Source organism: Chryseosolibacter indicum, from assembly GCF_018598585.1.
In the GTDB taxonomy this organism is placed as follows: domain Bacteria; phylum Bacteroidota; class Bacteroidia; order Cytophagales; family Cyclobacteriaceae; genus Chryseosolibacter; species Chryseosolibacter indicus.
This window is the reverse complement of sequence record NZ_JAHESD010000042.1, coordinates 7,766-31,685: the sequence shown is the minus strand read 5'-3', so window position 1 is coordinate 31,685 and position 23,920 is coordinate 7,766. Positions and strand designations below refer to the sequence as shown.

Here is a 23,920-nt window from a genome sequence, read left to right as displayed (position 1 = left end):
GAAAGTATCGTTTATGATAATGCTACAGCAATTGCCCTTTCGCCATTCCAAACCAGGTCACCATCGTTGATATCAACTTTAACGTTGGGATGAAAGCGTGTTGCTTTGCTTAATATGTCATTCAGACCGGATTTAATTTTTTCACTCTCTTCCGTCGAGAAAATCCGACCTAGTACGGAAGTAATTTGTGCAGGATTATTTTTGGACGTAATGAATCGGTTTACCAGAATAAATTCAACACCTTTCTCTCCGGTTTTCCGCTGATGAATTTCAAAGGCATCATCAACCCACTCATTACGCGTAATAATTGTACTACATGGAAGATCGTGGTGTGAAAACGAATAGATATCCAAAACCTTGGCTATACCAGCGTCAGGACACTCCGTTGCAATGCGTTGTAAAACTTCAGAAGTTTCCTTAAGTTCTTCCCCTGCTTTTCTGTCACGTGCAACATTAACTATAAACGTCTCACTATGTAGTTCATCATCCATCGTCACTTTCCAGACACTTGATGTGTGGCCTTCCTTGATATTCCAGACCTCAACCCGTGCATCCTTTAGTCTCCGATACTCATAAGAACTTATTATGTATTGTTGCGCACAGAAAGCAGATTGGGAAAAAGAAAGCACCCGACATTCAAGAAAGTATTTGTAGATACGCTCAAAGTCATCTGTTAAATAAATTTGCGGATCGTGGTACTCGAGGTGTAGTGCGTATTTAAACCAGTAGTCGCAAGTGATGTTTTGCTCCTGAAATTTATCAAGCATGCCCCTGCTAATAATCCCATGGAAAGGCATGGTTGAAGATGTTTCAACCATACCATTGTCCAGTAGCCGGAAGGGAATTTTATCCGGACCGAAATAAAACCGGAATTCCATTTTAATCAGCTTTTTTTGAACCTGTGCCTTTTACTCCGTTATTCTCTTTATCCTCATTTGAGGTGAACTTTACACCTAATGCACCAAGCTTGATTTTCTGAACCTGCTCCATCTTCAAACCTATTTTCTTTGATAATTCCTCACTGCGAAGCGTTAACAAATCCTTTCTGGTGATCTCCTTAGCATTCTTCCCAAAGAATTTCTCAAGCCTTTGAAGCGCATCCCCGGAAACGTCGTTTACTATAGATTGATCGAGAATTGCTCTCCCTTTATGGTATTGAATCAACTTATACTCTAGTTGCTTGGCAAAGAAATCGGTGTCTACAAATTTCCTGAGTTTCACTGTAGGGTCATTAAGACTTTTTAAAGTCTCTGTCTTTATGTAGTTACTCAGTTCATTTGCCTGGCGGATTGTGTATTTCGCATCGGACTGTATGGGAAGGGCCGCACGAATTTTATCGGCACATTCCTTACAAGTACCATGATTATAGGTAGCTGCTACCGCCTTTGATTCGGCAGTTTTATTGGCAGCAGCTCTTGAGACAACGGTAGATGCGCGCTCTTTGAAGTTCGCATTTATCTTTAATTCATTCGGAATATTTTTGAATCCTACAACATATTCGTCCATAGGCTTAAATTCTTTATCAGAAGAGCAACAACACAAGCCACGTGTAGTAATCATCAGCACCTCTTCTTCACCTATTTGTTTAGTAGGCGTAGTTGAAATTAAGTTTACCTGCACCTGCATACGTGCGTGCCCTGCATAGGCCTGTATAGTATCGGGGCAATCGACACAAACTTCCGAACCTTCATAACATTTGTGTCCATGTGCAGAGACATTAACGTTAAGTGACGCCCCATTTGGTGTAGTTACTACGCTGGTCGATCCGTTTTGCGAATCATTTACCAGGACATCATAACCTTCAATCCTAAATCCAGAAGGGGCATTATAAGTTACACTGTCGCTTGCCTCTGTACGATAGCATTGGTAATGAACATCCCAGCAATCAAAAAAGCATGCGCGAGCGCCAACGATTCTCTCCGCCGGGATATCGTGATCAGTAGCTACAGGAGCGGTGCATGAAGCCATTGCCGTGGTTTCTGACTTACGCTCATAATCCATAACAGGAGTTTTGGTTAGATGACTGGTGTCAAGGCGAAGTGATACACAAAAATCTTGCTGATCTTTCAATTGTGCTACAATTAAAAAGAATTCCTGGATGCCTTCTACAGGTCGTGGTCCTCTTACAAATCCAGAAGGTTCTTCCAACGTATGGGGACGAGGCTGAACGAAAAACACAACACGATTTGTTCCCAGATGGTAGCTATCGAGAAGGTGGTACATTTGTGAAATCTGAGTAGAGAAAGAATACGTTTCTCTTCTTTCCTGTGCTACATCCGACGAACGTGAAGACAAGCTTTCTTCAGCGTTTAATCTTTTCGTACCCCATTGTCCATTTGGAGCAGAATATGTAAACCCACCTCCTGTCCCTGCGTACTGCGCCTGCGCACCAAAACCTCCACCTCCCATGTCTACGTCAAGAATTTCCATGGATTGTGTAGCTCCCGCTGACTTTGTAATGTTCAGTGACTCAATGGAGCGTGATTGCTTTTCCTTGGTGTCTGTGGCGAGTTCATAGAGCTCTCTTTTCTTTGGTTCGAAGTCCATGAAAAACGGATACTCACTTAAATCCATGTCAGGCTTCTTTTCATGCGGGCCTACCACTACCTGAAGAATGGCGCCATGACAGGGATTGTAAGAATTAAGCAGGTCTGTAAGACCCGGTACAGTTGAAACATCTACTCCATTCCAATCTATGCGGCCTTGAATCTCCTGATCCAATGGCTGATACCCGGTAATGGTTGCAGTTACTTTAAGATAAGTAATGTTGTACTTAGGGTACAACTGGTACTCGTCATCCGGTCTGTATTTAAATACAGCCAGGGAGGTTTGCCATTTCGCAGGAAGGCGGTTATCACATACCGCCTTGTCGATCATGTCTTCGGTGACACAAATACGCTCCCACGGAACGTCGGTCGGAAGATTCAACTTGAAGTTTGACATGTTTTTAATATTTTGATTAAGTATTAGCGCACACCCCGGATGTTCGACTGCATGCCGGTACAGTTACTCGTCGACATTTCCCGTTATTGTGCTGGTAGTCAAAAATAGTAGTGATAAGGGCGGGTGAGTAAGGGTGTTTTTCCCCCTAAAGAGAAGGTGTTTTTCCGGTTTCAAAGAAAAATAGCTTCCTTCAAGGCTAATTTTTATTGATTGCTTCCGCATTCCTGAATTAATCAAACCCATTTACAAGAGTGCGCCAATTAAAAAAGTACGTTAAGAAAACCTGGAGAAATACGGTGCTTACCCTTAGTTCGTTTAAATTAACCAATAGGAATTATTTCAGCTAAGCACGAAAAGTACGTCAATTACCGGCGGATTTTAATACCGCGTTAGTTGAGATGGAATAACAATTTAGCTATTTGTTGGCACGATTAACGCCTATGGAAATAGCTACCGCCAACGAAACACGAGCAACAAAAAGCTCATTCTTCCTCGTCATCGTCACCTATCTCGCATTCATTAGTCTCGGCCTGCCCGATGGGCTGCTTGGAATTGCCTGGCCATTTATGAGTACAAGGGCGAATGTGGCACTAGACTCATTGGGTGTTCTTCTGCTCGGTTTTACCGTAGGGTATCTGTCTACGAGTAGCACCAGCGGAAAGATTTTGAAGTTCGTATCCTTGGGGATGTTGCTTGCCATAAGTTGCGTGCTCACTGCACTCAGTTTACTAATCTATGCACTTTCCGATGCCTGGTATGTCATGATCGTAGCCTCATTCTTTCTTGGGGCTGGCGGTGGCGCAATTGATTCATCCATCAATACTTTTGCAGCCTCCCGTTTTAGTGCTAGCACTGTGAACTGGTTGCATGCCTTCTACGGCGTTGGTGCTACAACAGGACCCCTACTCATTACGTTGATGCTTACAAACAGGCTAGCGTGGTATCACGGTTATATTGCAGTTGCAGCAATCCAAATTTCACTCGCCGTATTATTCTTCTTTACCCAAAAAAGGTGGCAGGTTTCTTCTGCTTCTTCCGCCCACGACGAACAGCATTCAAACGCTGCATATCTGCATACCTTAAAGCTTCCGGTTGTGTGGCTGTACATGCTGATCTTCTTTCTATACACAGGGTTGGAACAAGGCTTTGGTCAATGGCTTTTTACCTTGCTTACAAAATCAAGAGGCATTGCTGAAGAACAGGCAGGTTTATGGGCTGGTCTCTATTGGGGAAGCTTAACAGTAGGACGGATTATCTTTGGCATTGCACTTACCCGGATTCCGGTAAAGCATGTTCTAACTGGCGCAATGGCAGGCATTGTAGGTGGTGTTGTTCTGTTCACCATCAACATAAACACTTTAACAACGCTGGCAGGAATATCAATCTTAGGAATTGCAAACGCCCCTGTGTTTCCAAGCCTGATTTCTGTTACTCCTGAAAGAATTGGCAAAGAACATACCGCCACCGCTATTGGTGTACAAATTTCAATGGCGATGCTGGGAGGAGCTTTACTCCCGGGCTCCGCCGGATTATTGTCGGAAGAATTTGGCCTCGAGGTTATCGCCAAAGTATTTACAATTGCCGCAATTGTGCTGGCACTAGCCTATCTGCTGGGCGCCAACGGATCAAAACGGATAAGTCGAGTAAATTAAAAATATCACGACTGGCTTATCCGCAAATCAGCAATGGTTATTTCCTTTCTGTAGACATTATTAAAACGATCCTTCACCGCTACGGTAATGGTTTTTGCATCCGCAGCATGTTTGGCAAAAAACATGTGATCGGTTAAAACAGGATCTACCCAGGAACGCTTGGCTGGCTTTTCTGTACCTGCGTGCAGCATGACCGACAACGGGTCAAATGACGTCTTTTGTAACATCTCACCCATGCTCTTTCCATCTTCAAACCATTCTACTTTCCATTGCGAGTCCCAGTTCCAAACATTTACACAAAACATATCAGGATATTCAGGAACTGAACCTGTTGGGTACACGCGAAACTGAAAATCACGTTCATAACCTACTGCTTTGTGATACCAGTTAATTTCACTTCCGTTAACTTCGTAAACACCATAACCATTAGGAGTACCGTCATAACATATAGGGCCTGTCCACCAGGCGCCGCAGACCGTCCCATGAACATGCTCGATGATATCGCCCTCTAAAACCTTCTCGTTAAAATGAGTATGCCCCGACATAATGTGAGCCCTAAAAGGTTTTAACAATTTATACAACGCTTTGCGGTTAGCTACAACTCCTCCAATAGGGTCTTCGGTAAGCTTGTTTCGTCTTCGTGCACCCGTGTTAACAGGAATATGCAAAGCAACCACCACGGTAGAGCCTGCTTTTACATGAGCAAGGTCCTGCTCCAGCCATGCAAACTGGTTTTCGGCAATGTATCCTATGTATTTTTTTGATGTTCCCAGGAAAAACACATCATCCAGTACAACGTAATGTACATCTCCGCGGTTGAAAGAATAGTACGTAGGACCAAAGTGAAACCTGAATGTATTCATTGATCCATCATCTGCACGTGCATCAATATCCATATCATGGTTGCCGATAACCTGGAAGAACGGGATGCCTGTTTTACCTACTGCTTCTTTATAGTCTGCAAACAATTCGAATTTATCCCAGACAAGGTCTCCACAGCCAATACCATGGAATGGCATATTACTTCCATAGCTTTTTACCAGGGCAAGTGTGTCGGGAACAGATTGGGACTTCAATAACTGTGCATCTTCAGGTGTCTCAATTTGTGTATCCGCCCACACTACGAAAGCATGTTTTGAATCATCCGTGGAAAGTTTTGTTAAATTAAAATCAGCATTAAACTTTCCATTAACTGGCTCTATTTTCTTATAGAACCTGGCAATACCCTGATCATTTGTAAATTCATAACCACGCGGCATAGTTATATAAACAAATGCGGCAGATGAATTACTTTGCAGGGAGTAATTACCTTTACTATCCGTGCGTGTTACGGTAAAACCATCCGTTACGACAACACCTCCAAGCCCCTTCCCTTCCGATTGAACCTTACCATTGAGTGTGAGGGGAGCGAAACGTAATTTATTGAAAGCGGGGAACAACGATGCAAATGCATCGCCCACTGCTGAAATGCCTATGCCTGCAAGACCAAGTGACTTGAGAAATACCCTTCTGGTTTGTGTCATGTTCCGTTGATATCTAAAACACTATTCTTTTTAGGCAAAGGTGCACATCACACGAAATAGCACAGCATGACGAGAATTAACCTTGCATTAAGTTTTTATGGCAAAGGTTAAGGAAAGATTATGGCTTTATTGTTTTAAAACCCGTTTCTTAAGCATGGAGTTGTTTTTTGTTGGACAGACGAACCGAGCCGCTGGATACACACGAGGGACGGAAAGACTGCATGCTTATGCATGCAGTCAGAGGAAGAAGTTTACGTACCGAGCAATTGCTCGAAGGTCACTTCTTTGCCAAGGCGGTCTTTCGCCCTGACCACGATCTTGTTGCCCATAAATTCGGCATTGGCTACCGCGGCCGTGTACTTCCAGCTCCCGCCATCGCGTAAGGCCGCGCCGGTCTCCACCACGGTGTTGTCAGCACGCTGAATGGTGAGCGTGACTTCCGTAATCTTAAAATCATTGACCGCCGCGATGAACAGCGTGTTGCCTACTTCACCCTGATAGTTGCCGGTGAACACACTGGCAATTTTAGGTGGCGTGAGGTAATCAGTAACGGCCGCACTATAGGCACTGCGAAGGCCGGCTTTCTCCGCCATTAGTACGTACAGTTCTTTTGTTGCCGGGTCGAGCAAGGCTGACTTGGCATACATCACAGCATTAAGGAAACGCTCCTGCTGCGCAACTTGGTTTTCGGTGAACGATGCACGCCTTCGTCCAGCCTTGGCAAATTGTGTTTGGTTTCCTACCTGGCGAAAAACAATGTCATCGCCCATCTTGCCACTGAAACCTTTGGTGACAAGGTTGTTTTTTACTACTCCCATAAAATATAGGGTTTGTGTTTACATTCCGCAGCACCCGCCGCGGCAATTCGATTACAACCTATAGCCATGGCCAGACGCAGCTTTATGATTTTGAATGAACGTGAATGGATGCAGATGAACGTAATGATTTGTAAATGATGTTGAACATTGTTTTTGTCATTCTGTGCAGACGTAAGAGGTATCGCTTCGGTCGCGATTCGTTCGGGCTTCGTTCACCTCATCCCTGGCCCTTCTCCTCAAGGAAAAGGGAACTGTGCTGAAATGGAGTAAAGGCTCAAAGGCTTATTCGAACAGCCTTATTCCATCCAGGTACATGTTAACCTAAAGTTGACATACTTAATTATAAGATATTGCTAAAGTATTGATGAGAAACAAGTGCGGTAGAAGCATTTTTATGTCTTGATTTTTTTGTTACTTTTCTCATCAAGGAAAAAAGAATCTGCAAGTCTTAAAAGTATGTTCTGTGAAATATACGTTGAAACAGAGTCGCTATTCTATTTTCATCGCTTTAATTATAACGTGAAGTCAAGGCTCATGCATACCAATTCGCAAGAAGAAGACTTACATCAGCGCTGGATTATATGGCACACGCCACAGGCGTGCGCCAGCAAAGGGGAAGTGGCCCTGGCCTGTAAAATGGATACCGGTAATTACTCGCGGATTGAAAACGGGAAGACAGATCCGGCTTTCTCCTCAGTAGTAAAGATTGCTAAAGCAATGGACGTGGAACTGATTGATCTGTTCCAGGCTGATCAGGTGTTTAAGGATGTAAACTCGTTCGATAAGTCTCTCGCAGAAAAACTTGCCTTCATTGAACAGCTCAACAAAAAAGATAAGATTGCCTTCTACGCTGTACTCGATGCCTTCATCGGTAAGAAAAAATTAAAGGACGCCCTTTCGAACGTCCTCTCTGATGTTAAGTAAAGTCCTTGCCTTAGTTCGGGATAATGTTCACTATCTCAAAGACGTCAAGCACAACTACAACTAGCCCTGTTACACCAATAGCCATCAATGATTTAGGAATCACTTCAAGCTGGATTCTCGGATAGGTCACGATATCACTCGGATCGCTAGGGTTGTAAATAACAGAGAACTTGCTTCCTACGGACTTTGGCGGATTAAATCCAATGCTTAATTGCCTAGTGATGAGTTCATTTTTCTCCGTCAAGAATTGAATAACAGGATAGTAAGTCCCAGACTCATCATCATCGATGCCCAGCTCATTTTGGATTAGCGTAAGTTCATTAGGGGAGAAAACATTTTTTACAATTGTCGCTTCCGATAATTTGCCTTTGGCTAGAGTCCTTCTCCCTGCTCTCCAGAGTATAAATCCAATGGTTATAGCAACTAAAGAAAGAAACACAATCTGCCTCGCGATCATTGCTGTTACTTATTTCATCAAGTTTGGGTATGTACTGCAGAAGCGGGCGCTAATTAATTGGATCACTTTTAAATTCTACGTTTTCTTCCTTCAAATATTTCTTACTGTTGTAATCAAACAAGTCAACGTTCTCACACTGCATACTATAAAGAACATCATTGAAAATCTCCGAGTCAATTGCGCTGCTTTTATCAATGTCGTTCTTGTACGTTAGGTCATACAAATAATCCTTCACAACAAAAATATAGGAAGTTGCTTCGTACTTCGATCTCCTTTCGGTCTCAACCTTTACCCTAAATATCTCGATCCCTTCAAAGTAAAATTTCTTAAACTCCTTTGACAACAATTTTTCTTCGGTATTGCTTTTCCAGGATTCGTTGTACTGATATATGTAATCATAGGCTGAAGACTTCATCTCCTTAAGATTATATCTCAATAAAATTAAGTAAGTGTTGTCATCGCTGTCATCAACATCAGCTTGGAATAGTACAGGAAGTTTGACATCATTGATTGGCTTAAGATGATCTGGAATGTTCATCTTTATACCCTTTTCATTGAAGATATTCCATATAAAGCTAACTGAGTCCCCCTTCACTCTGTAAATCCATTTCCCAGTTTTATACCCGTCTGTATAAGCTCCACTTTTCGATACGGCATTGATCCCACCGTCATGCATCCAAAATCCCGTTTCCAATGTATCTCCATTTACCACGGAAAGCTGATTTTGATTTTGCAACGCTTCAACTTGCTCTTCCTTATTCTTCAATCCATCACACGAAGAAAAGATGATTACGCCAAAAATTAATATGTATCTAATTCTAATCATTCGCTCTGCTTTTTTCATCAGTTCCTACTGATGCGCTACCACCAAATTTGATAAACCAGCCACCCGCTTCAACTTTTTGTTCTGTTCTTACTCCAGCTTTAGTTCCTTTTGTCCCACTCTCAGCAAAAAGTCCGGTTTGATCTTTTCCAACAGTTATCGTTGTAGTGTTGTTGACTTCACCAGTGGAATTATCCTGGCTTGTCACATTCTTCATATGAACATCGACACCTTCAACTGTTACCTTACCGCTGACCGTTGTTTTAGTCTCATTTGTTGTTTTAACACTAACATCGACTGGAGATGATGACACCTGTTTATTATCGGCCGTAGGTGTGAAAAAATCTTCTACTGTTGTAGAAGCTGTTATCGTTGTTCGAGTTTCATTAGCAACATTTCCTTTTACTTCCCCATTTTTTCCTTCTGCTTCTTTACCGAAAGAAAAGAAAGCTTCAACTTTTGCCCCCAAGTTATCAATTGCCTTTCCGGCAGCTTGGAAATACTGACCCATCGACCGAGCCATTAAATTTAAAGGGTTGCCTCCGTAGGCGTGGGGACCAGGACCTGTCGGAGCCATACCGTCTGGATCTATGAATCGGATTGGATTGTCGAACGCATAATTGTAGGGACTCCATCTTCTCATCTTATCAGCAAGAGGATCTATTACACCCCATCGACCGATATCAGCCATGTACATCCTGGCTCCGTAATCATACCATCCGAGACCCAACTCGTTTTGTATTTCTTTTCCGTTGTAAAGGTAGTCTTGAGCTACTGCATTCTCCCTTGAGTACGAGTTAAAGGCGAGACCGAACGGATAGTAATCCTGCGTTTGTAGAACAGGAGACTTCACATGCTCCACCTTAAAGTCATCAAAGAACACCTCAACGGGAGTTTCGTTCTCGTTGCTGAGGTAAATATATATGTATCCGGCTTCTTTTGCCACATATGTTCTCGAAAGTAACTCATGCGCAACATTAGTTCCTGTTTCTCTTGGATTGGAGGATATTCTTACAAATCCACCATCCTTAAAATTATAGTTTCTGTCAAAAACGATGAAGTTCAGGTCGGCTTTTGGTCCTTCGCCTGTATCTCCTGCCTTACTCAATATTCCTTCAAAGGGAAATGTAGATGTTCCTAAACTACCCGCAGCTCCTCTATCAACAATAGCTCCTGCCGGTGCAGTACCCATAGCAATACCAGTCATGAAATCAGTCAGTGCTGCAGTCCAGTTTGCCGGGTTTGTATCAAGGTACTTTGCATACACCTCCATGTTTATTACATCCCCTGGCATCACACTTAGCGTTTTCGCAAGGCCATGTCTGGCATTGGTGTTTCCACCTGTCAGTCGTGTTGCGTAATATGTGGCTGCTGTCGTATTATCATTTGTTTTATCAAATAAGGGGTGATTAACTTTAATTGCTTCATCATAATACAAGAAGCTGCTTTCCTCTGTCGATGCATTTGTATCCTCCATAGTAGCCTTTACTGCATCTACCTCCTCCTTCGCAGTAAAGGTCACACGCACGTTCCCCAAATGATCCTTTATGTCATACTGATATTCCGGTGAGCTCGCTTTTATCGCATGCAATTCAATAGCATTAATATTTGCAAAATCAGAAGCTGCTGCGACCGCACTGCCTGCAAACAAAATACCCAAGCTTATTTCCGAAACACCTTGAGGAATCGTAAAAGTACATTCAATCCAAGATTCATTATTTACGCCAATTGGAAGCCCACCGCCCTGCCATATCAGGTCGGCAGTGTTGCCCTTAACATACAATCTCCCTATACGTGAATTGTTTGAATATCCTTTTATCCTGTATTTATACTTCTGCCCTTCTTCAACACCTACAGGGTTTCCTATCATCACACCTCTTTTATCAATTGACTCCCCTACCGCCGGAGCAACCTTTACATACTTCTCCTCATTTAGTGTCTCCGCTGTTACAACTATCCCAGGTGTTGGCGTAAATGCCGAAGTATTATCGGCACCATTTTCCATCACCAATTCCTCTTGCATTAACATTACCCTGCCTTCTTCATGCTGGAGAAACTGAGGCTCGTCATTTTCGAACACCCACGGGCCTACATATTCCGTATGCTTCTTATCATTAAAGCTAAAAGTGGCCATTTGCGCGTGCTTCTTTCCTGTAGCATCATACAGGTAGAATAACGTACCTCCACTTCTTGTTACCTGCTCAGGTAAGTTAAGATGATTGTATATGATGCTCGACGTTATGCCTTTATTCCTGTCGGTAAGCATATTACCATTTGCATCGTAGGTATAATCATTGCCACTGGTACTGCCGTCCAAAAAGCCCTTACGCTTGTCTATTACATTACTGGTATTGTCTGTTACGAAGAGTAGTTTATTGCTCAAGGTAGCACCTGTACCATAGTTGTACGTGAGGTTATCTATTGTTACACCATTCTCTCCTTTGCGCTGTAAATTCTTAATGTTACCATTCAGATCATATACGATTCCACGCTCATCGTACTGTCCTGCCTGCCATACATCTGTTGCAGATGATTGTTTATGAATAGCATCTTTCAGGCGATTCATGGCATCATACCTAAAATTATATGCGGATGCCTTGATATCACCAAGCCCCTGGTTGCTGCTCCATTTCATGGCAGAGATGTTTCCGTTATACTGGCGAAGATCTTGTGTTGGATCCGAACTTGCATTTCCGGTTTTAATATCTTCGTTGTAGGCCAGATTTATACCAAAGAAGTCATTCGCATCATCATTGGTGTTGTTGTTATTGGTTGAAGTAAGCTCAGCATTGTTAATGGAGGTAAGCCAGCCGCGAATGTTGTAACGATAGTCAATAGACTGCTTGAAGGTATATCCATCCGTACTATGAAGTTTTTTATCAACAAGCTGGCCGAGTTCATTGTATTCATTTCTTGCCAACAGTATTTCATCTCCTGAATTGGTGCTATGCCAGGTATCAATGAGCCTTCCTGCGTGGTCATAAACAAAACGTTTTGTAAAGGACTGCAGTACAGTAAATGGTGTTGCTGTTCCTGGTGAGGGAACAATAAAAGCATTAGATACTTTACCCTTCACAAGTTTCGCTCCTATACCATTAAAAGACACATCAACAACAAGAGAAGTGTAAACTGGTATCGCTTTGGATCGTTCAGATATATGAAAAACTGTACCATTTCTTTTGTAGTAAATCCATCCATTGATGCGTTCGACCCGAAGGACATCACCTGGTTGTGAAATACCATTCGTGCCTACTGCCACGCCATTTTCATAGGCCCGTAACCCACCGTTGGATACCTGAAGGGCGTAGTCAAGCGTGGTAGTCCTCGCGTTTTCATCCTGGTCTGAAAGTCCAAACTGAAAAGCAGGAGAACTTTGGATCACCGTTACCTCTACCCATCCATCCGCATTTGCCGGAAGTGTTTGAACGGATGAAGCTCCGGTTCCCCATGTTCCGGCTATTGTTGATTGAAGAACATCTCCCTGTGTTTCAGCGCCAACAAAATTTTTCCATTGAACGGGCTGTCCTGTAAACAGAGACGTCTTCGTACGACGCACCTTTCCTACAAAGTCATACACATTGGTTGTCACTTCAAAACCTTTCGGATTCTCTGCTACTGCCTGGATGAGGCGGTATTTGTCATCATAATAGTTAACCGATTTGAGCCATGATGCCGAAGTGAGCATACGCACTTTTGTGCCTGTGACTTGTCCCTTGACTAAAAGATTTTCTGCTGTCTCTTGTCCTTCCTCTGAGTCTTCCGCCGGAAGCTCATTCGGTCTGAAGTTAAATTCTGAAGAGTTATATAATGCTCTGAAATTATAATCATCATAATAAGTTACAGTAAGGTACTTGCTTTCGTCAGAAACGTTAGGGTACGAATTATTTGTATAGCCATGAATACTTGTTCCTCTCGTTTCATAATAAACTGTCGAATTTTTAACCTCTTGTCTTATTGTCTCTAGCGTCATACTTCCCATGTCAACAATGCCGGTAAGAACAGGTCTGTTAAGTTCATCATATTTTGTAAAAGTCCATTCATTCTTACCATCCTTTCTTTGATTGCCGTCTTGCGTCATTATCAATTGATCCAGGTTATTATATACCATATAGGTCCACAATGCACCTGGTACCTTTTTGGCGATCATCCTGTTTCTAGAGTCGTACCTATATTGAAACGCCCAAACGTCAAGCACATCTGTGAGCACGGCAGATACTAGCTCGGTCTTCGCGCTGGCAACGACAGTGTAAGCAGAGTTACCGGTAGCATTTGTTGATCGGATGCGGTAAAAATAGGTCGTTCCGTCCAACAGACCTCCATCCACAAAACTTGTAGCATTGGCAGGGGCAACGGTTACAGTCTCGAATCCACTACCCTCAATGACCGAACGCTCAATGTGGAATCCCGTTTCATTATCAGAATTATCCCTCCAGTTCAATGTCACGGACGTGGCCGAAGTAGCCTGGGTTATAAGTTCACTTGGCGCAGCGGGAGTATAAAAAGTCTTCGCGTTGGTAACGGGCGTGTATGCAGACGTGCCGCTGTTGCTTTTTGCTCGAATCCTATAAAAATAAGTTGTCCCTTCAGAAAGCCCGTCATCAACAAAACTTCTGGCATCTCCCCGTGGGGAGCTTAAAAGCACAAAACCACTAGCTTGAGCAGTCGAACGCTCAACTTGAAATTCAGTTGTATTTGAATTTTCAGGAGCTGTCCAGTTTAGCGTTATGGATGAGGCTGACGTAGCCTGTGCTGTCAATCCACTCGGTGCAGCAGGATATGTCAGCACGCTTGATGAATAGCTCGCGGCGCTCCCTGCCGAATTAAACGCTCTAACTACATAATAGTAAACCGTACCGGGTTCAAGTCCCGTATCATTAAATGTAGTGACATTAGCCGTTACCGTGCCAATGATAGCATAAACGTTTTCCCCGTTTTTTACCCGCTCAATCTGAAAGCCGGTCTCGTTATGTGAATTATCCCACCAAGTGAGAACTATGGAGGAGGCTGAAGTAGGTGTCCCTTGTATTTGACTTGGTGCAGCGGGAGTGTTCTGCTCTGTGGTGGCACTGGCTTCGGAAGTATAATCCGAATTACCACCAGTATTAATCGCCTGCACCCGATAGAAATATCGCGTGCCTGAGATCAAACCGGTGTTCGAGTATGAAGTCGCATTTGCTGCTGTTGTGAATACCAATGTAAACCCGCTTCCGGATGTGAGCGATCGTTCAATCTTAAATCCCGTTTCGTCAGTGACATTGTCGGTCCAAGTCAAATTGATCTGTGTGGATGATACCGTCGTTGCTACGAGATTGGTGGGTGCCGATGGAGGGTTAGGCAAGGTGGTTGCATTGGCCTGGGGAGTATAGTCGGAATTACCACCAGTATTGACAGCTCGTACACGATAAAAATATTTTGTGTTCGCTGTGCAGCCTATGTTGCCGTAAGAAGTCACATTTGGCGCCGTTGTTGTGAGTAGTGTAAACCCGCTCCCCGATGTCAACGATCGTTCAATTTGGAATCCTGTTTCGTTGGAAGCATTGTCGATCCACGTTAAATTGATCTCTGTTGAGGATACAGTAGTTGCAACCAGGTTGGTCGGTGCCGAGGGATGGTTTGGTGATGTGGTTGCACTAGCCTGTGGCGTATAATCCGAATTGCCACCCGTGTTAATAGCTCGTACACGATAAAAATATTGTGTGTTCGCCGTACAATTAATGTTGGCATACGAGGTCACATCAGCCACCGTCGCTGCGAGTAATGTAAACCCGCTCTCCGATGTCAAGGAGCGTTCAATTTCAAATCCTGTTTCATTAGTCGAATTATCGGTCCAGGTTAAATTGATCTGTGTGGCTGATGCTGTTACTGCAGCCAGATTAGTAGGCGCCGAGGGTGGGGTGGGCAATGTAGTCGCATTGGCTTCTAATGTATATGTTGAGTTGCCCCCAGTATTGATTGCTCGAACGCGATAAAAATATTGCGTGCTTGCAGTCAGCCCGCTGTTCGAGTATGAAGTAATATTTGCACTTGTTGTAGTCACTAATGAGAAACCACCGCCGGAAGTTAACGATCGCTCAATTTGAAATCCACTTTCATTAGTGGAGTTATCAGTCCACGTTAAATTAATCTGTGTGGAGGATACCATCGCTGCTGAAAGGTTGCTTGGTGGCGATGGAGGGGTTGGTAATGTAGTCGTATTGGATTCCAATGTATAAGCGGAGTTACCGCCAGCGTTAATTGCTCGCACGCGATAAAAATATTGCGTGCTTGCAGTCAGCCCGCTGTTCAAGTATGAAGTAATATTCGCACCGGTTGTAGTTACCAACGTGAATCCACTCCCGGATATTAACGACCGCTCTATTTGGAATCCAGTTTCATTAGAGGAGTTATCAGTCCACGTTAAATTGATCTGCGTTGAGGACGCCGCCGTTACAGCCAGATTGCTTGGTGCAGAAGGAGGAGTCATTAGCGTTGTGGCCGATGCCTCAGCCGTATAGGCCGATCTACTACTATACTTGTCGACTGCCCGGATGCGATAATAATACTTAGTGTTCCCTGCTAGCCCAGTATTTGAATATGATGTGGTGTTCGCCGCAGTAGTGCCGATCTGTGCAAATCCGCTGCCTGATGTCAGCGATCGCTCAATAATAAAGCTTGCTTCAGTCAAGGAATTGTCGGTCCATCGCAAATTGATCTGAGCGGACGATACTGTTGTTGCCACCAGAGCGGAAGGCGCTACAGGTGGAGGAGGGTAAGTTAGTGTTACATTATAACTTGCTGTTAATCCATATCGCCCTTTGCTAATATCATCATAAATTGCAATTACACTAGAAGGGGCTGTCGTACTGTTCCAATGTAAACGGATGACATTGTTCGCACTATATTCAATAGTATAGTTTCCATATACGTCCCAGCGCACGAACCGGAAGTTGGGATTATTGTTGGTATAGAAAATAAATTCATTCGTTGACCCCACTTGGTCGTTACCTGAAGTACGATTAACAGTTTGTGCATACGCACTGCACAGTGCACCGACCACAAGTATAGCGCCTAGGGTAAAGCATTTAGCTAATCTCATCTATTGATAGAACAAGTTTGGATGGGATGAATTATTGAATAAAATTTTGCACGACCGTTTTTCGTTAGCGTGCAATAGTTACTTTGTTAGCAGTTTCATTGACTCGGGTGGCAGTACGGCAATAAGATTCCCAAAATCATCATAGATGTAGTAGGTTGTTGCATAAGCGCCCTTCGCATATTGAATCTTCTTACACAAAGTCCTGCCTTCAGTATCTACAAACTCTATGATTTCATTATTATGCTCATCAATGGTGGTATGCTTGAAAAGCGTATTTGCCTGGTAGTACATTTCTGTAGACATTTCGTTTACAGAAATTTGTTCCGTTAAGGCATCATACTTAAATCGCAAGACCTCGCCAAAGGCATTACCAGCGTATCTGATTTTTACACTCTTGTCACTGATGTCCGCTGGATTCTGCAGGGGTTGCCATGCTTCTCCTGGCGCTCCAGTCTTAATCACCCTATTTAATGGCGATGATTCGAAAATAAATTTCTGAAAAGGAGCTCTATCGTTCGCAACCTTTGATGAGCTTTGATAGAAATTACCTTGTTCCATCAACGCACTTGATGCATATTGACCACTCCTAATGTTTCGGGCATATGGAAGATACTTAACAACCTCTCTCCCATATTCATCATAAGCAACTGGGTATATCATATCCACTCCGAAGGGCGAGCTACCAATTTTTACAGTTTGAACTTGTCGTCCTAATCCGTCAAAGTACTGCACAGTTTGAGCTAATTTAGATGGTTCCAGATTGTTAATATCAGTGGAAGAAGTTATCCCTTCTTTTAAGAATTCAGTAGCAACGATATAATTCATTGCTGTCGTGTAAGAGGATTGCCCATATCCAAAATTGAGCAACAGGTAGAAAACAATTATGAGAGACGTTTTTTTCATACTTAATTTATATTACTAAACTAAAAGTGTGTTTTTTTTAGCCAGATCATTGCTTGTAGTGATAATTGTATTTTTGAACGAGGTTCCCATCGTTGTCTTCCATGTATTTCAATCGTCCAAATGAATCATATCGATAATAGGTGGTCCTACCGTTAAAATCAGTCTGTGAAGCCATCCCTATTAAAGGTCTGTACATATAGGTCCTAAGTTTCGCGCGCGATAAACTAACACTGTTGCGGAGGTTATTGATGGCAAGTAAATCGGCATCGGAAGGCGTATTTGCATCGGTAACGCGGTCAATCAATGCTTGGCCAAGAACGTTTTTCACTTCATTATACGTCGTATTCAAAATCTGAGCAATCGGATATCGACCCCTATACCCCCAGAGGTAAACACTTTTTGTACCGTCATCTTTGAAAAGTTCCTGTATATTACCTTTAAGGTCATAGCTATACGTCAGTCTCGACACCGGACTTTCATTACCATATCCTTCTTCATAGCTTGACAAGGCAAAAAAACGGGAATGCCAGAACCCATATCTTGAGACTTCCCTCTTTAGCAAATTGCCATTGTTATAGATTGTTTTTTCAATCACTGGTGTCAAAATATTGGCCGCCTTCATATTGATATATGGTGAATACGTAAAATCTGCAGGGTATTTAAAGTTTGTTGTCACGTTGTCTCCCGCGCTTGTTATCCGCGTAAAATTTGTTAGGCGCCCTATCTCATTGTAGGTTGCGTAACTGGTATGAGTTGTTACTCCATCAATTGTTTCATCTGTCGCACTAAGCACACGCTGCCCTGTAGAGGTAAAGTAATTGTAATAGTCATAAGGACTGAGACTGCTACCATAAGCACTCACTCCTCCAAAATGTTCGCGGTGCTCGGCCCAAAGGGGGCTGCAATAGTTCTTTTTTATATCGGGAAGATTTTGCCCTGGATAATTATAGCCAAATTCTACGTAAGGCAACACGTGCACATTTCGGAACTCAGAGGTGTTGATATCTTTATAAGTATTTACTATGGATTGAATTTCCTGGTAAATCGCTCCCTCTTTCTTATAAACCTTTTTAGATAATAGATTACCGGTTTTCCACTGGTTCGTTCTCAGATAGGTATCGGGCGAATACTGACGGTAAGTAGCACCATACGGATTAAGTTTCTCGTCAGGAAATACCTCATAACGATAAACGGTTTTACCTAAAGCTTCGCTATCGTTACCTATATATTCCGTGACCTGCGGATAAACCGCTGAACTACCTGATAAAAAATAACTTAGTTTAGGAAAAGTAGAATAACGGTCCGTATAAATAATTTCACACAAGTGCGGTATATTAATATATCCATCGTTATGTGTGATCAATGTCCTAGATTGTGTGAGAAAGTCCATTTTATCAGGGTATGTATTGGCTATCCCTATTCCAGATTCACCTTCACCGTATTTATACCACTTCTTCTCGGCAAGGGTACCGTCCTCAAGATAATTTTTGATCTCATAGATCCGTAGCCCTCCACCCGTTACTAGCGCTGTACCAAATGAATATTGAGCTTTATGCGCTTGGTAAGTAAACTCTGAGTAGCCCTTGGTAGGATAAATAATTTTATTCAAAATACCGCCTTGCATAGCAGACTCATTAGCATCCCGGTTTGCAGTGTAGGCCTGAAGTTGTGTGGGCATATTATCAAATGCAGGAAGATACCGTCTACCATTCGGAACCGAGCTGCCGTTGAAATAGCCCCAGTAATCTATTCCTTTGTAAAACCCTCCGTTTGTATAGATATTTCCTGGCTGCCCGTTATATCCAAACTGATAATCATAATTTTCTCCAGCCGAATTGCTAAAAGTCACTTTGTTCAGCCGTTGTTCACCATTGGTGAACGTTCCCTTTGTTAACACAACGGTTTGAAGCGGTATACTCTCCGCACTATTATATATGTTAATTCGCTGCAGATTATAGGTAGTCAGATTATTTACAACCGCATATTCAAACGATACGTAACCGCCCCTAAAATCAATACGGGTAAGTCTTGGCGGCCTGAGAGACTGATAAAAAACTCCTCCATCTTCTGTTACCTCAATTGTTGGAAAGGCTAGTTGTCCATGAAGATTTTGAATAGGTACTGCAGCACGCGTCGAAATTGTGGCTGAATAATTTATAAAGGGACGACGTACATATATTTCAGATAAGGCGGGCACTATCTCATAAGTAAAAGTTACAGTATCAGCCTTGTCTGCTGATATGATTTGTGTTAAATAATATTCCTTAAAGCGTTCGTTCTGGTCCACATCTTTAACCTGAAATTTGTAGTAAACTCCTTCCGCATCTAACAGTTCTATCATCAGGTTATCGTGACTAATAACTTTCATCCCGTTGACAGGAATGAAAAGCCCGTTTGAAGGACGTGTTCCTGTAACTACCTCCGATTCGGAAAATGGAAAACAGAAACTACCGCTATGGTTCAAGAAGGAGAAGGAATACTGATCCATTTCACCATCAAGCCGTCCTAAAGAATTATCATAATACAAACTTCCCCTACTCCCATTTTCAACTTCCCGAAGCAGGTCATAATCGCTACTGATATCGGGACCGCTCTCGCAGTTTCCGAGGAGCGATACATTGCGTGAATAAGTTCCAGAAGTTTCTCCATCACGAGCTCCTATCACAGAGCGGCTAATAACTCCACCAGCGATCAATGACCAGCCGAGACCCACTTCGTTGCTTGTATCATCAAACTTAATCCCTGATGCGTGATATTTGAATTCAATGGGCACGGTAATACCATTCCCCTCAATCTTATACACCGGAACTGTTATATCAATCAACCCTGTATGCAGGCTTACCGGATACTCTCCATATCGCAGAATTGACGCAGCTTTGGGTGACATTATATTTACCTCGCTCGTTGGAGTTGGCTGCGAATACAAACTGAAATGTACAAAGAGCAGGAATAGTAATACATGGAAGGCCTTCATATCAATTTACTTTTAAATTCGCTTATCGATGGCAGAACCTTTTATATTTTTTAGATTTCTACCAATATCTTATTAGGCTGCTCTTCTCTGTAAAGATTACATTATGTAGAGGGCCTCCTGGATTAAGGACCAAAACTATTTCTTTTTTTACAGCCGCTAAAGGATTATTCTAAATTTAATTGCAACCATGGTCACAATGTTTTTTACACCACTCTTGTATCCATAATAGTATTTCCATACAGCATCACGTTAATTTTAATAGGCAAACGACTCTTTCATCGGTACATTATAACTTAAAATTGCAAGGAAGCATACGAACACATAAGAAAGCTGATTCATAATGCCGTAGTTTTTAAAAAATAGTTAAAAGGGATTAGTTAAAAAGGACTAGAAGTAAGCTTGTTAATCTATTCCTCTACATTCCTATAATCTTGAATTGCCATTTAAAACCTTGTCTCCACTTTTCGTTACAGTATCGCGTAGAACGTTTTCAATGTTCACATTGCTATTACAAGTTTTTTGATTGCTTGCAGCGTGTCACTTACTACTGTACATTCCTAAGATTTGCGCCGTAGTACATGAAGCTTAATCATACTAAGGTATATTGACTTCTGGGTATTCGCACTAAACGTTTCAGCAAGTAGGTAATGGTGATACATTTTTTGTAACCCAAATGAATTGCGCTTGGTAAAGAATAATTATACCAAGATAGGCCTCTATGCTACATTAACCCTGGCAGTGATCGCGGAAGGATCTATACGCGCTATCATTACCACTGGCAACAGAGATTTTGGTTGAGTGAGCAGAGATCATAGAGTTAATTTACAATAAAACCTCCGTCAGAATCTCTGGTATCACTAAAAGAAAGAGCAGTAGCTGGTTTCAATAATACCTTTGCTTCTATACTAAAGTCAAAGTATGGAGACAACAGCTAAGTAAATGAGCAAAACACGCCACCGATGGTAGTTGATCCTATTGGGGAGCTCTAACAGCAATGACTATTTTAAGGCGTTTAGTCATTTCCTCTCCTCATCAAGTTTAAGATGTCCACATACATAATCAAGAAGTTCACAGGGATTTACCTCAATTGACATTGCAATTAAGTATAGTTCATCCGCTCTAAGTTTTGAAGTCGGATTCGTGGACAACTCACTGATTCGCTGCTTACTGAGTCCAGTTCTCCTGGAAATTTGGGACCTGTTCACAGCCTTCTTATCGAGGTATTCACCTAGCTTCGTCATTATAATCAATAATTTCTGAACTATTATATCACTTTTTGTGACTAATGTGAAGAATCTATTTACTAATATTTGCAGTTGTCAATATTTCCTGTATTTTTGACAAGAATAAAATGACAATACGCGTGAATGGCGGTCAACATCTATTAAAGATTACAATCTCTGTCACCGATTTCGAGGAGCTTCAGAAGTTCCAGCGTGGAATCATAAACCTTTTAAGTAAGGTTGAAATAGACGACTGTAATCCGGAAGCAAAAGAGGAAATCAAGTCATTATACAAGCTGTTGTTGCTACTGAATGAAAGTACAGCAAAGGAGAGATAGTATTGGATTAAGCATCTGTATGACTACCTCAGACAAGATATTCACCCACTGCAAGCGGCCTCCCAGCTGACTGCACTTAATATAAAATTCTTCATGGGTACTCCAGGTTAGGTTAAATTAAATAGTGGAGCCCACCTCGTCCCAACCCTCTCCTCCCGGAGAGGCGGGAGAGGGCAATTTGTACCCTCTTTCCTTACCAGGAGGGAAGAAATAGAAATCCATAACTAAAAATCACTTCAAGCATGAAACGAAAATTGTGCTTCATAGTATTACTATGCCTTCGCCTTGCTTCGGCAAGCAAGCTCTTTTTCATCGTAACACTCATCACTCTTTCAACAACGTGTGTTTTCAGTCAATCCCCAAAACCACCATTGTTCACCGTAGGCGATAAGGCTCCTGAACTGGTGGTGTACAACATCCTCAATCATCCCTCAGGCAAAGCACAACTGTCATCCTACCGCGGCAAGCTCCTGATCCTGGACTTCATGGCAACATGGTGTTCGCTCTGCGCATCGCTGTTGCCCAAAACAGATTCACTGCAAAAAGAAGTCGGCAGCCAGGTCCAGTTTCTCCCTGTTACCTATCAATCAAAGGCAGATGTTGAGAAATTCCTGGCACGGCTCAAAGGCAGGGGTATTTCCATTTCACTGCCTATCGCTGTATCAGACACGGTGCTGCGTTCGCTCTTCACCCATCACTACATCCCGCATTACGTATGGATCGATGGCGAAGGAACAATTAAAGCGATTACCGGCCATGAAGAGGTAACCCGGGAGAACATTCGGCACTTGCTCAAGACGGGATCACTGCAAGTAAAAACAAAGAACGACAGGTCCGTACCCTACAATCGCGATCAACTGTTGATCGCCGAAAACAACCAGGTCCCGAACAAGAACATCACATACCAGTCTGCGTTCACAGGCTTCATCGAAGGACTACCGAGCAGCTTCACCATCTTCCCGGTAGAAGCTTCAAAGCCTCATCGCATCGTTGCTACCAATGCGCGTATTCCTACACTGTTCAAGATTGCCTACGGTGCACTGCAGGGAAAGGTCTTCAATGACAACACCATCCTCCTGGAAATGCAGGACACCACGTGCTGTGACTCCCAACTCTCAGGGACACGTTACTCGGAATGGCTCAGCACACATGGCTACGGCTACGAGCTGATCGTACCGCCTTCCATGCATGGTCAGCAGGCACAACTCATGCAACAGGATCTTGCGCGCATGTTTCCGCAGTACAAGGCCACCATCGAGAAACGATCGTTTCCCTGTCTTGCGCTGGTGCGCACCAGCAAAGCAGACAAGATCAAATCAACAGGTGGTGCATCCTCTACGGAAGTAACACCGTTCGGTGCACAGATCCATAACCAGAAGTTCTTCCAGTTTATCTACCAGCTCAATGCGAAATACCTCTCGCATTTGGCGAAGCCGGTGATTGACCAGACGCAATATACGGGTAATGTCAGCCTGGCGATCCATGCAGATATGGGCAACCTCAACGCTATACGAAAAGCGCTTGCGACGTATGACCTCGACCTTGTACCGGGTACGCAGGAGGTGGAGGTGTTAGTGATAACGGATAGGGATTATTAGGCATCAGGGAATAGGCATTGGTCATTAGGCATTGGGAAATCGAAAGTTTAATAAACCTTAAACTAAAACCTATGAGACAATACACTATAAAGTCTTTTCGCCTCCTGGGCCGGCTAGGCCCCGTACCATGATCTCACGCTGGACCTTATCCGCACATGCCTATGCCAGGCCGAAGATAAGCTCAGGCGTGATCACATGGTACTCGAAGGTGAATGCATCACAATTTAGGCATTAGGGATTGGCATCAGGGGCAATAGGCAGTGGGCATTGGGAATTAGGAAATGGAAAGTTTAATAAACCATAAACTAAAACCTATGAGACAATACACTATAAACTCTTTTCGCCTCCTGGGCCGGCTGGGCCCCGTACCATGATCTCACGCTGGACCTTATCCGCACATACCCGTGCCAGGCCGAAGATAAGCTCAGGCGTGATCACATGGTACTCGAAGGTGAATGCATCAAGCTTTAGGTATTGGGCATTGGGCATCAGGGAATAGGCATTAGTCATTAGGCATTGGTCAGTGGGAATTAGGAAATCGAAAGTTTACCAAACCATAAACAACACCTATGAGACAATATACCATAAGATTTTTTCGCCTCCTGGGCCGGCTGGGCCCCGTACCATGATCTCACGCTGGACCTTATCCGCACATACCCGTGCCAGGCC

The 23,920-nt window shown here is 43.1% G+C and carries 14 protein-coding genes; 4 read left to right on the top strand and 10 right to left on the bottom strand.

Annotated features, from left to right (window positions below; genetic code table 11):
- Positions 1 to 11: 11 nt before the first annotated feature.
- Both KK060_RS16540 and KK060_RS16535 read right to left on the bottom strand, forming a co-directional pair.
- Entirely contained in the window at positions 12 to 878 is an 867-nt protein-coding gene (locus tag KK060_RS16540) for a hypothetical protein (protein WP_254154881.1), read from the bottom strand.
- A gap of 1 nt (position 879) precedes the next feature.
- Positions 880 to 2,943: a homeobox domain-containing protein gene (locus tag KK060_RS16535; protein ID WP_254154880.1), complete on the bottom strand. Its 2,064-nt coding sequence runs from the start codon at positions 2,941 to 2,943 to the stop codon at positions 880 to 882.
- A gap of 440 nt (positions 2,944 to 3,383) precedes the next feature.
- On the opposite strand from KK060_RS16535, the gene KK060_RS16530 reads away from it, so the two are divergent.
- Positions 3,384 to 4,595, top strand: coding sequence for an MFS transporter (locus KK060_RS16530; protein ID WP_254154879.1), 1,212 nt, complete (start codon positions 3,384 to 3,386; stop codon positions 4,593 to 4,595).
- Between the two features lie 5 nt (positions 4,596 to 4,600).
- On the opposite strand, the gene KK060_RS16525 is transcribed toward KK060_RS16530, so the two are convergent.
- Complete coding sequence (locus KK060_RS16525; protein WP_254154878.1) at positions 4,601 to 6,118, bottom strand: calcineurin-like phosphoesterase C-terminal domain-containing protein; 1,518 nt, start codon at positions 6,116 to 6,118, stop codon at positions 4,601 to 4,603.
- A 251-nt stretch (positions 6,119 to 6,369) separates the two neighbouring features.
- Positions 6,370 to 6,936, bottom strand: coding sequence for a hypothetical protein (locus KK060_RS16520; protein ID WP_254154877.1), 567 nt, complete (start codon positions 6,934 to 6,936; stop codon positions 6,370 to 6,372).
- A 456-nt stretch (positions 6,937 to 7,392) separates the two neighbouring features.
- On the opposite strand from KK060_RS16520, the gene KK060_RS16515 reads away from it, so the two are divergent.
- Positions 7,393 to 7,860 (top strand): helix-turn-helix domain-containing protein, encoded by a 468-nt coding sequence (locus KK060_RS16515; RefSeq protein ID WP_254154876.1) that lies wholly within the window; start codon positions 7,393 to 7,395, stop codon positions 7,858 to 7,860.
- Positions 7,861 to 7,870: 10 nt separating this feature from the next.
- Here KK060_RS16515 and KK060_RS16510 read toward each other — a convergent pair whose 3' ends face one another.
- The 6 genes from KK060_RS16510 to KK060_RS16485 form a co-directional block, all read right to left on the bottom strand.
- Complete coding sequence (locus KK060_RS16510; RefSeq protein WP_254154875.1) at positions 7,871 to 8,317, bottom strand: DUF3592 domain-containing protein; 447 nt, start codon at positions 8,315 to 8,317, stop codon at positions 7,871 to 7,873.
- Positions 8,318 to 8,366: 49 nt separating this feature from the next.
- A complete protein-coding gene (locus tag KK060_RS16505) occupies positions 8,367 to 9,143 on the bottom strand; it encodes a hypothetical protein (protein ID WP_254154874.1) in 777 nt (258 codons plus the stop codon).
- Positions 9,136 to 16,215: a fibronectin type III domain-containing protein gene (locus KK060_RS16500; protein ID WP_254154873.1), complete on the bottom strand. Its 7,080-nt coding sequence runs from the start codon at positions 16,213 to 16,215 to the stop codon at positions 9,136 to 9,138. Before KK060_RS16500 ends, KK060_RS16505 begins: the two co-directional genes overlap by 8 nt.
- 78 nt (positions 16,216 to 16,293) lie before the next feature.
- Positions 16,294 to 17,118, bottom strand: a complete 825-nt coding sequence (locus tag KK060_RS16495) for a DUF6443 domain-containing protein (RefSeq protein ID WP_254154872.1) — start codon at positions 17,116 to 17,118, stop codon at positions 16,294 to 16,296.
- Between the two features lie 46 nt (positions 17,119 to 17,164).
- Positions 17,165 to 20,092 (bottom strand): RHS repeat domain-containing protein, encoded by a 2,928-nt coding sequence (locus KK060_RS16490; protein ID WP_254154871.1) that lies wholly within the window; start codon positions 20,090 to 20,092, stop codon positions 17,165 to 17,167.
- Positions 20,093 to 21,108: 1,016 nt separating this feature from the next.
- The gene (locus tag KK060_RS16485) at positions 21,109 to 21,333 is read right to left on the bottom strand and encodes a helix-turn-helix domain-containing protein (RefSeq protein WP_254154870.1); all 225 of its coding nucleotides are present in this window, start codon (positions 21,331 to 21,333) and stop codon (positions 21,109 to 21,111) included.
- Positions 21,334 to 21,443: 110 nt separating this feature from the next.
- Here KK060_RS16485 and KK060_RS16480 point away from each other — a divergent pair, with 110 nt between their 5' ends.
- Positions 21,444 to 21,653, top strand: coding sequence for a hypothetical protein (locus tag KK060_RS16480; RefSeq protein WP_254154869.1), 210 nt, complete (start codon positions 21,444 to 21,446; stop codon positions 21,651 to 21,653).
- A 242-nt stretch (positions 21,654 to 21,895) separates the two neighbouring features.
- On the top strand, positions 21,896 to 23,251 hold the full coding sequence (locus KK060_RS16475; RefSeq protein ID WP_254154868.1) for a redoxin domain-containing protein: 1,356 nt from the start codon (positions 21,896 to 21,898) through the stop codon (positions 23,249 to 23,251).
- The last annotated feature ends 669 nt before the right edge of the window (positions 23,252 to 23,920 follow it).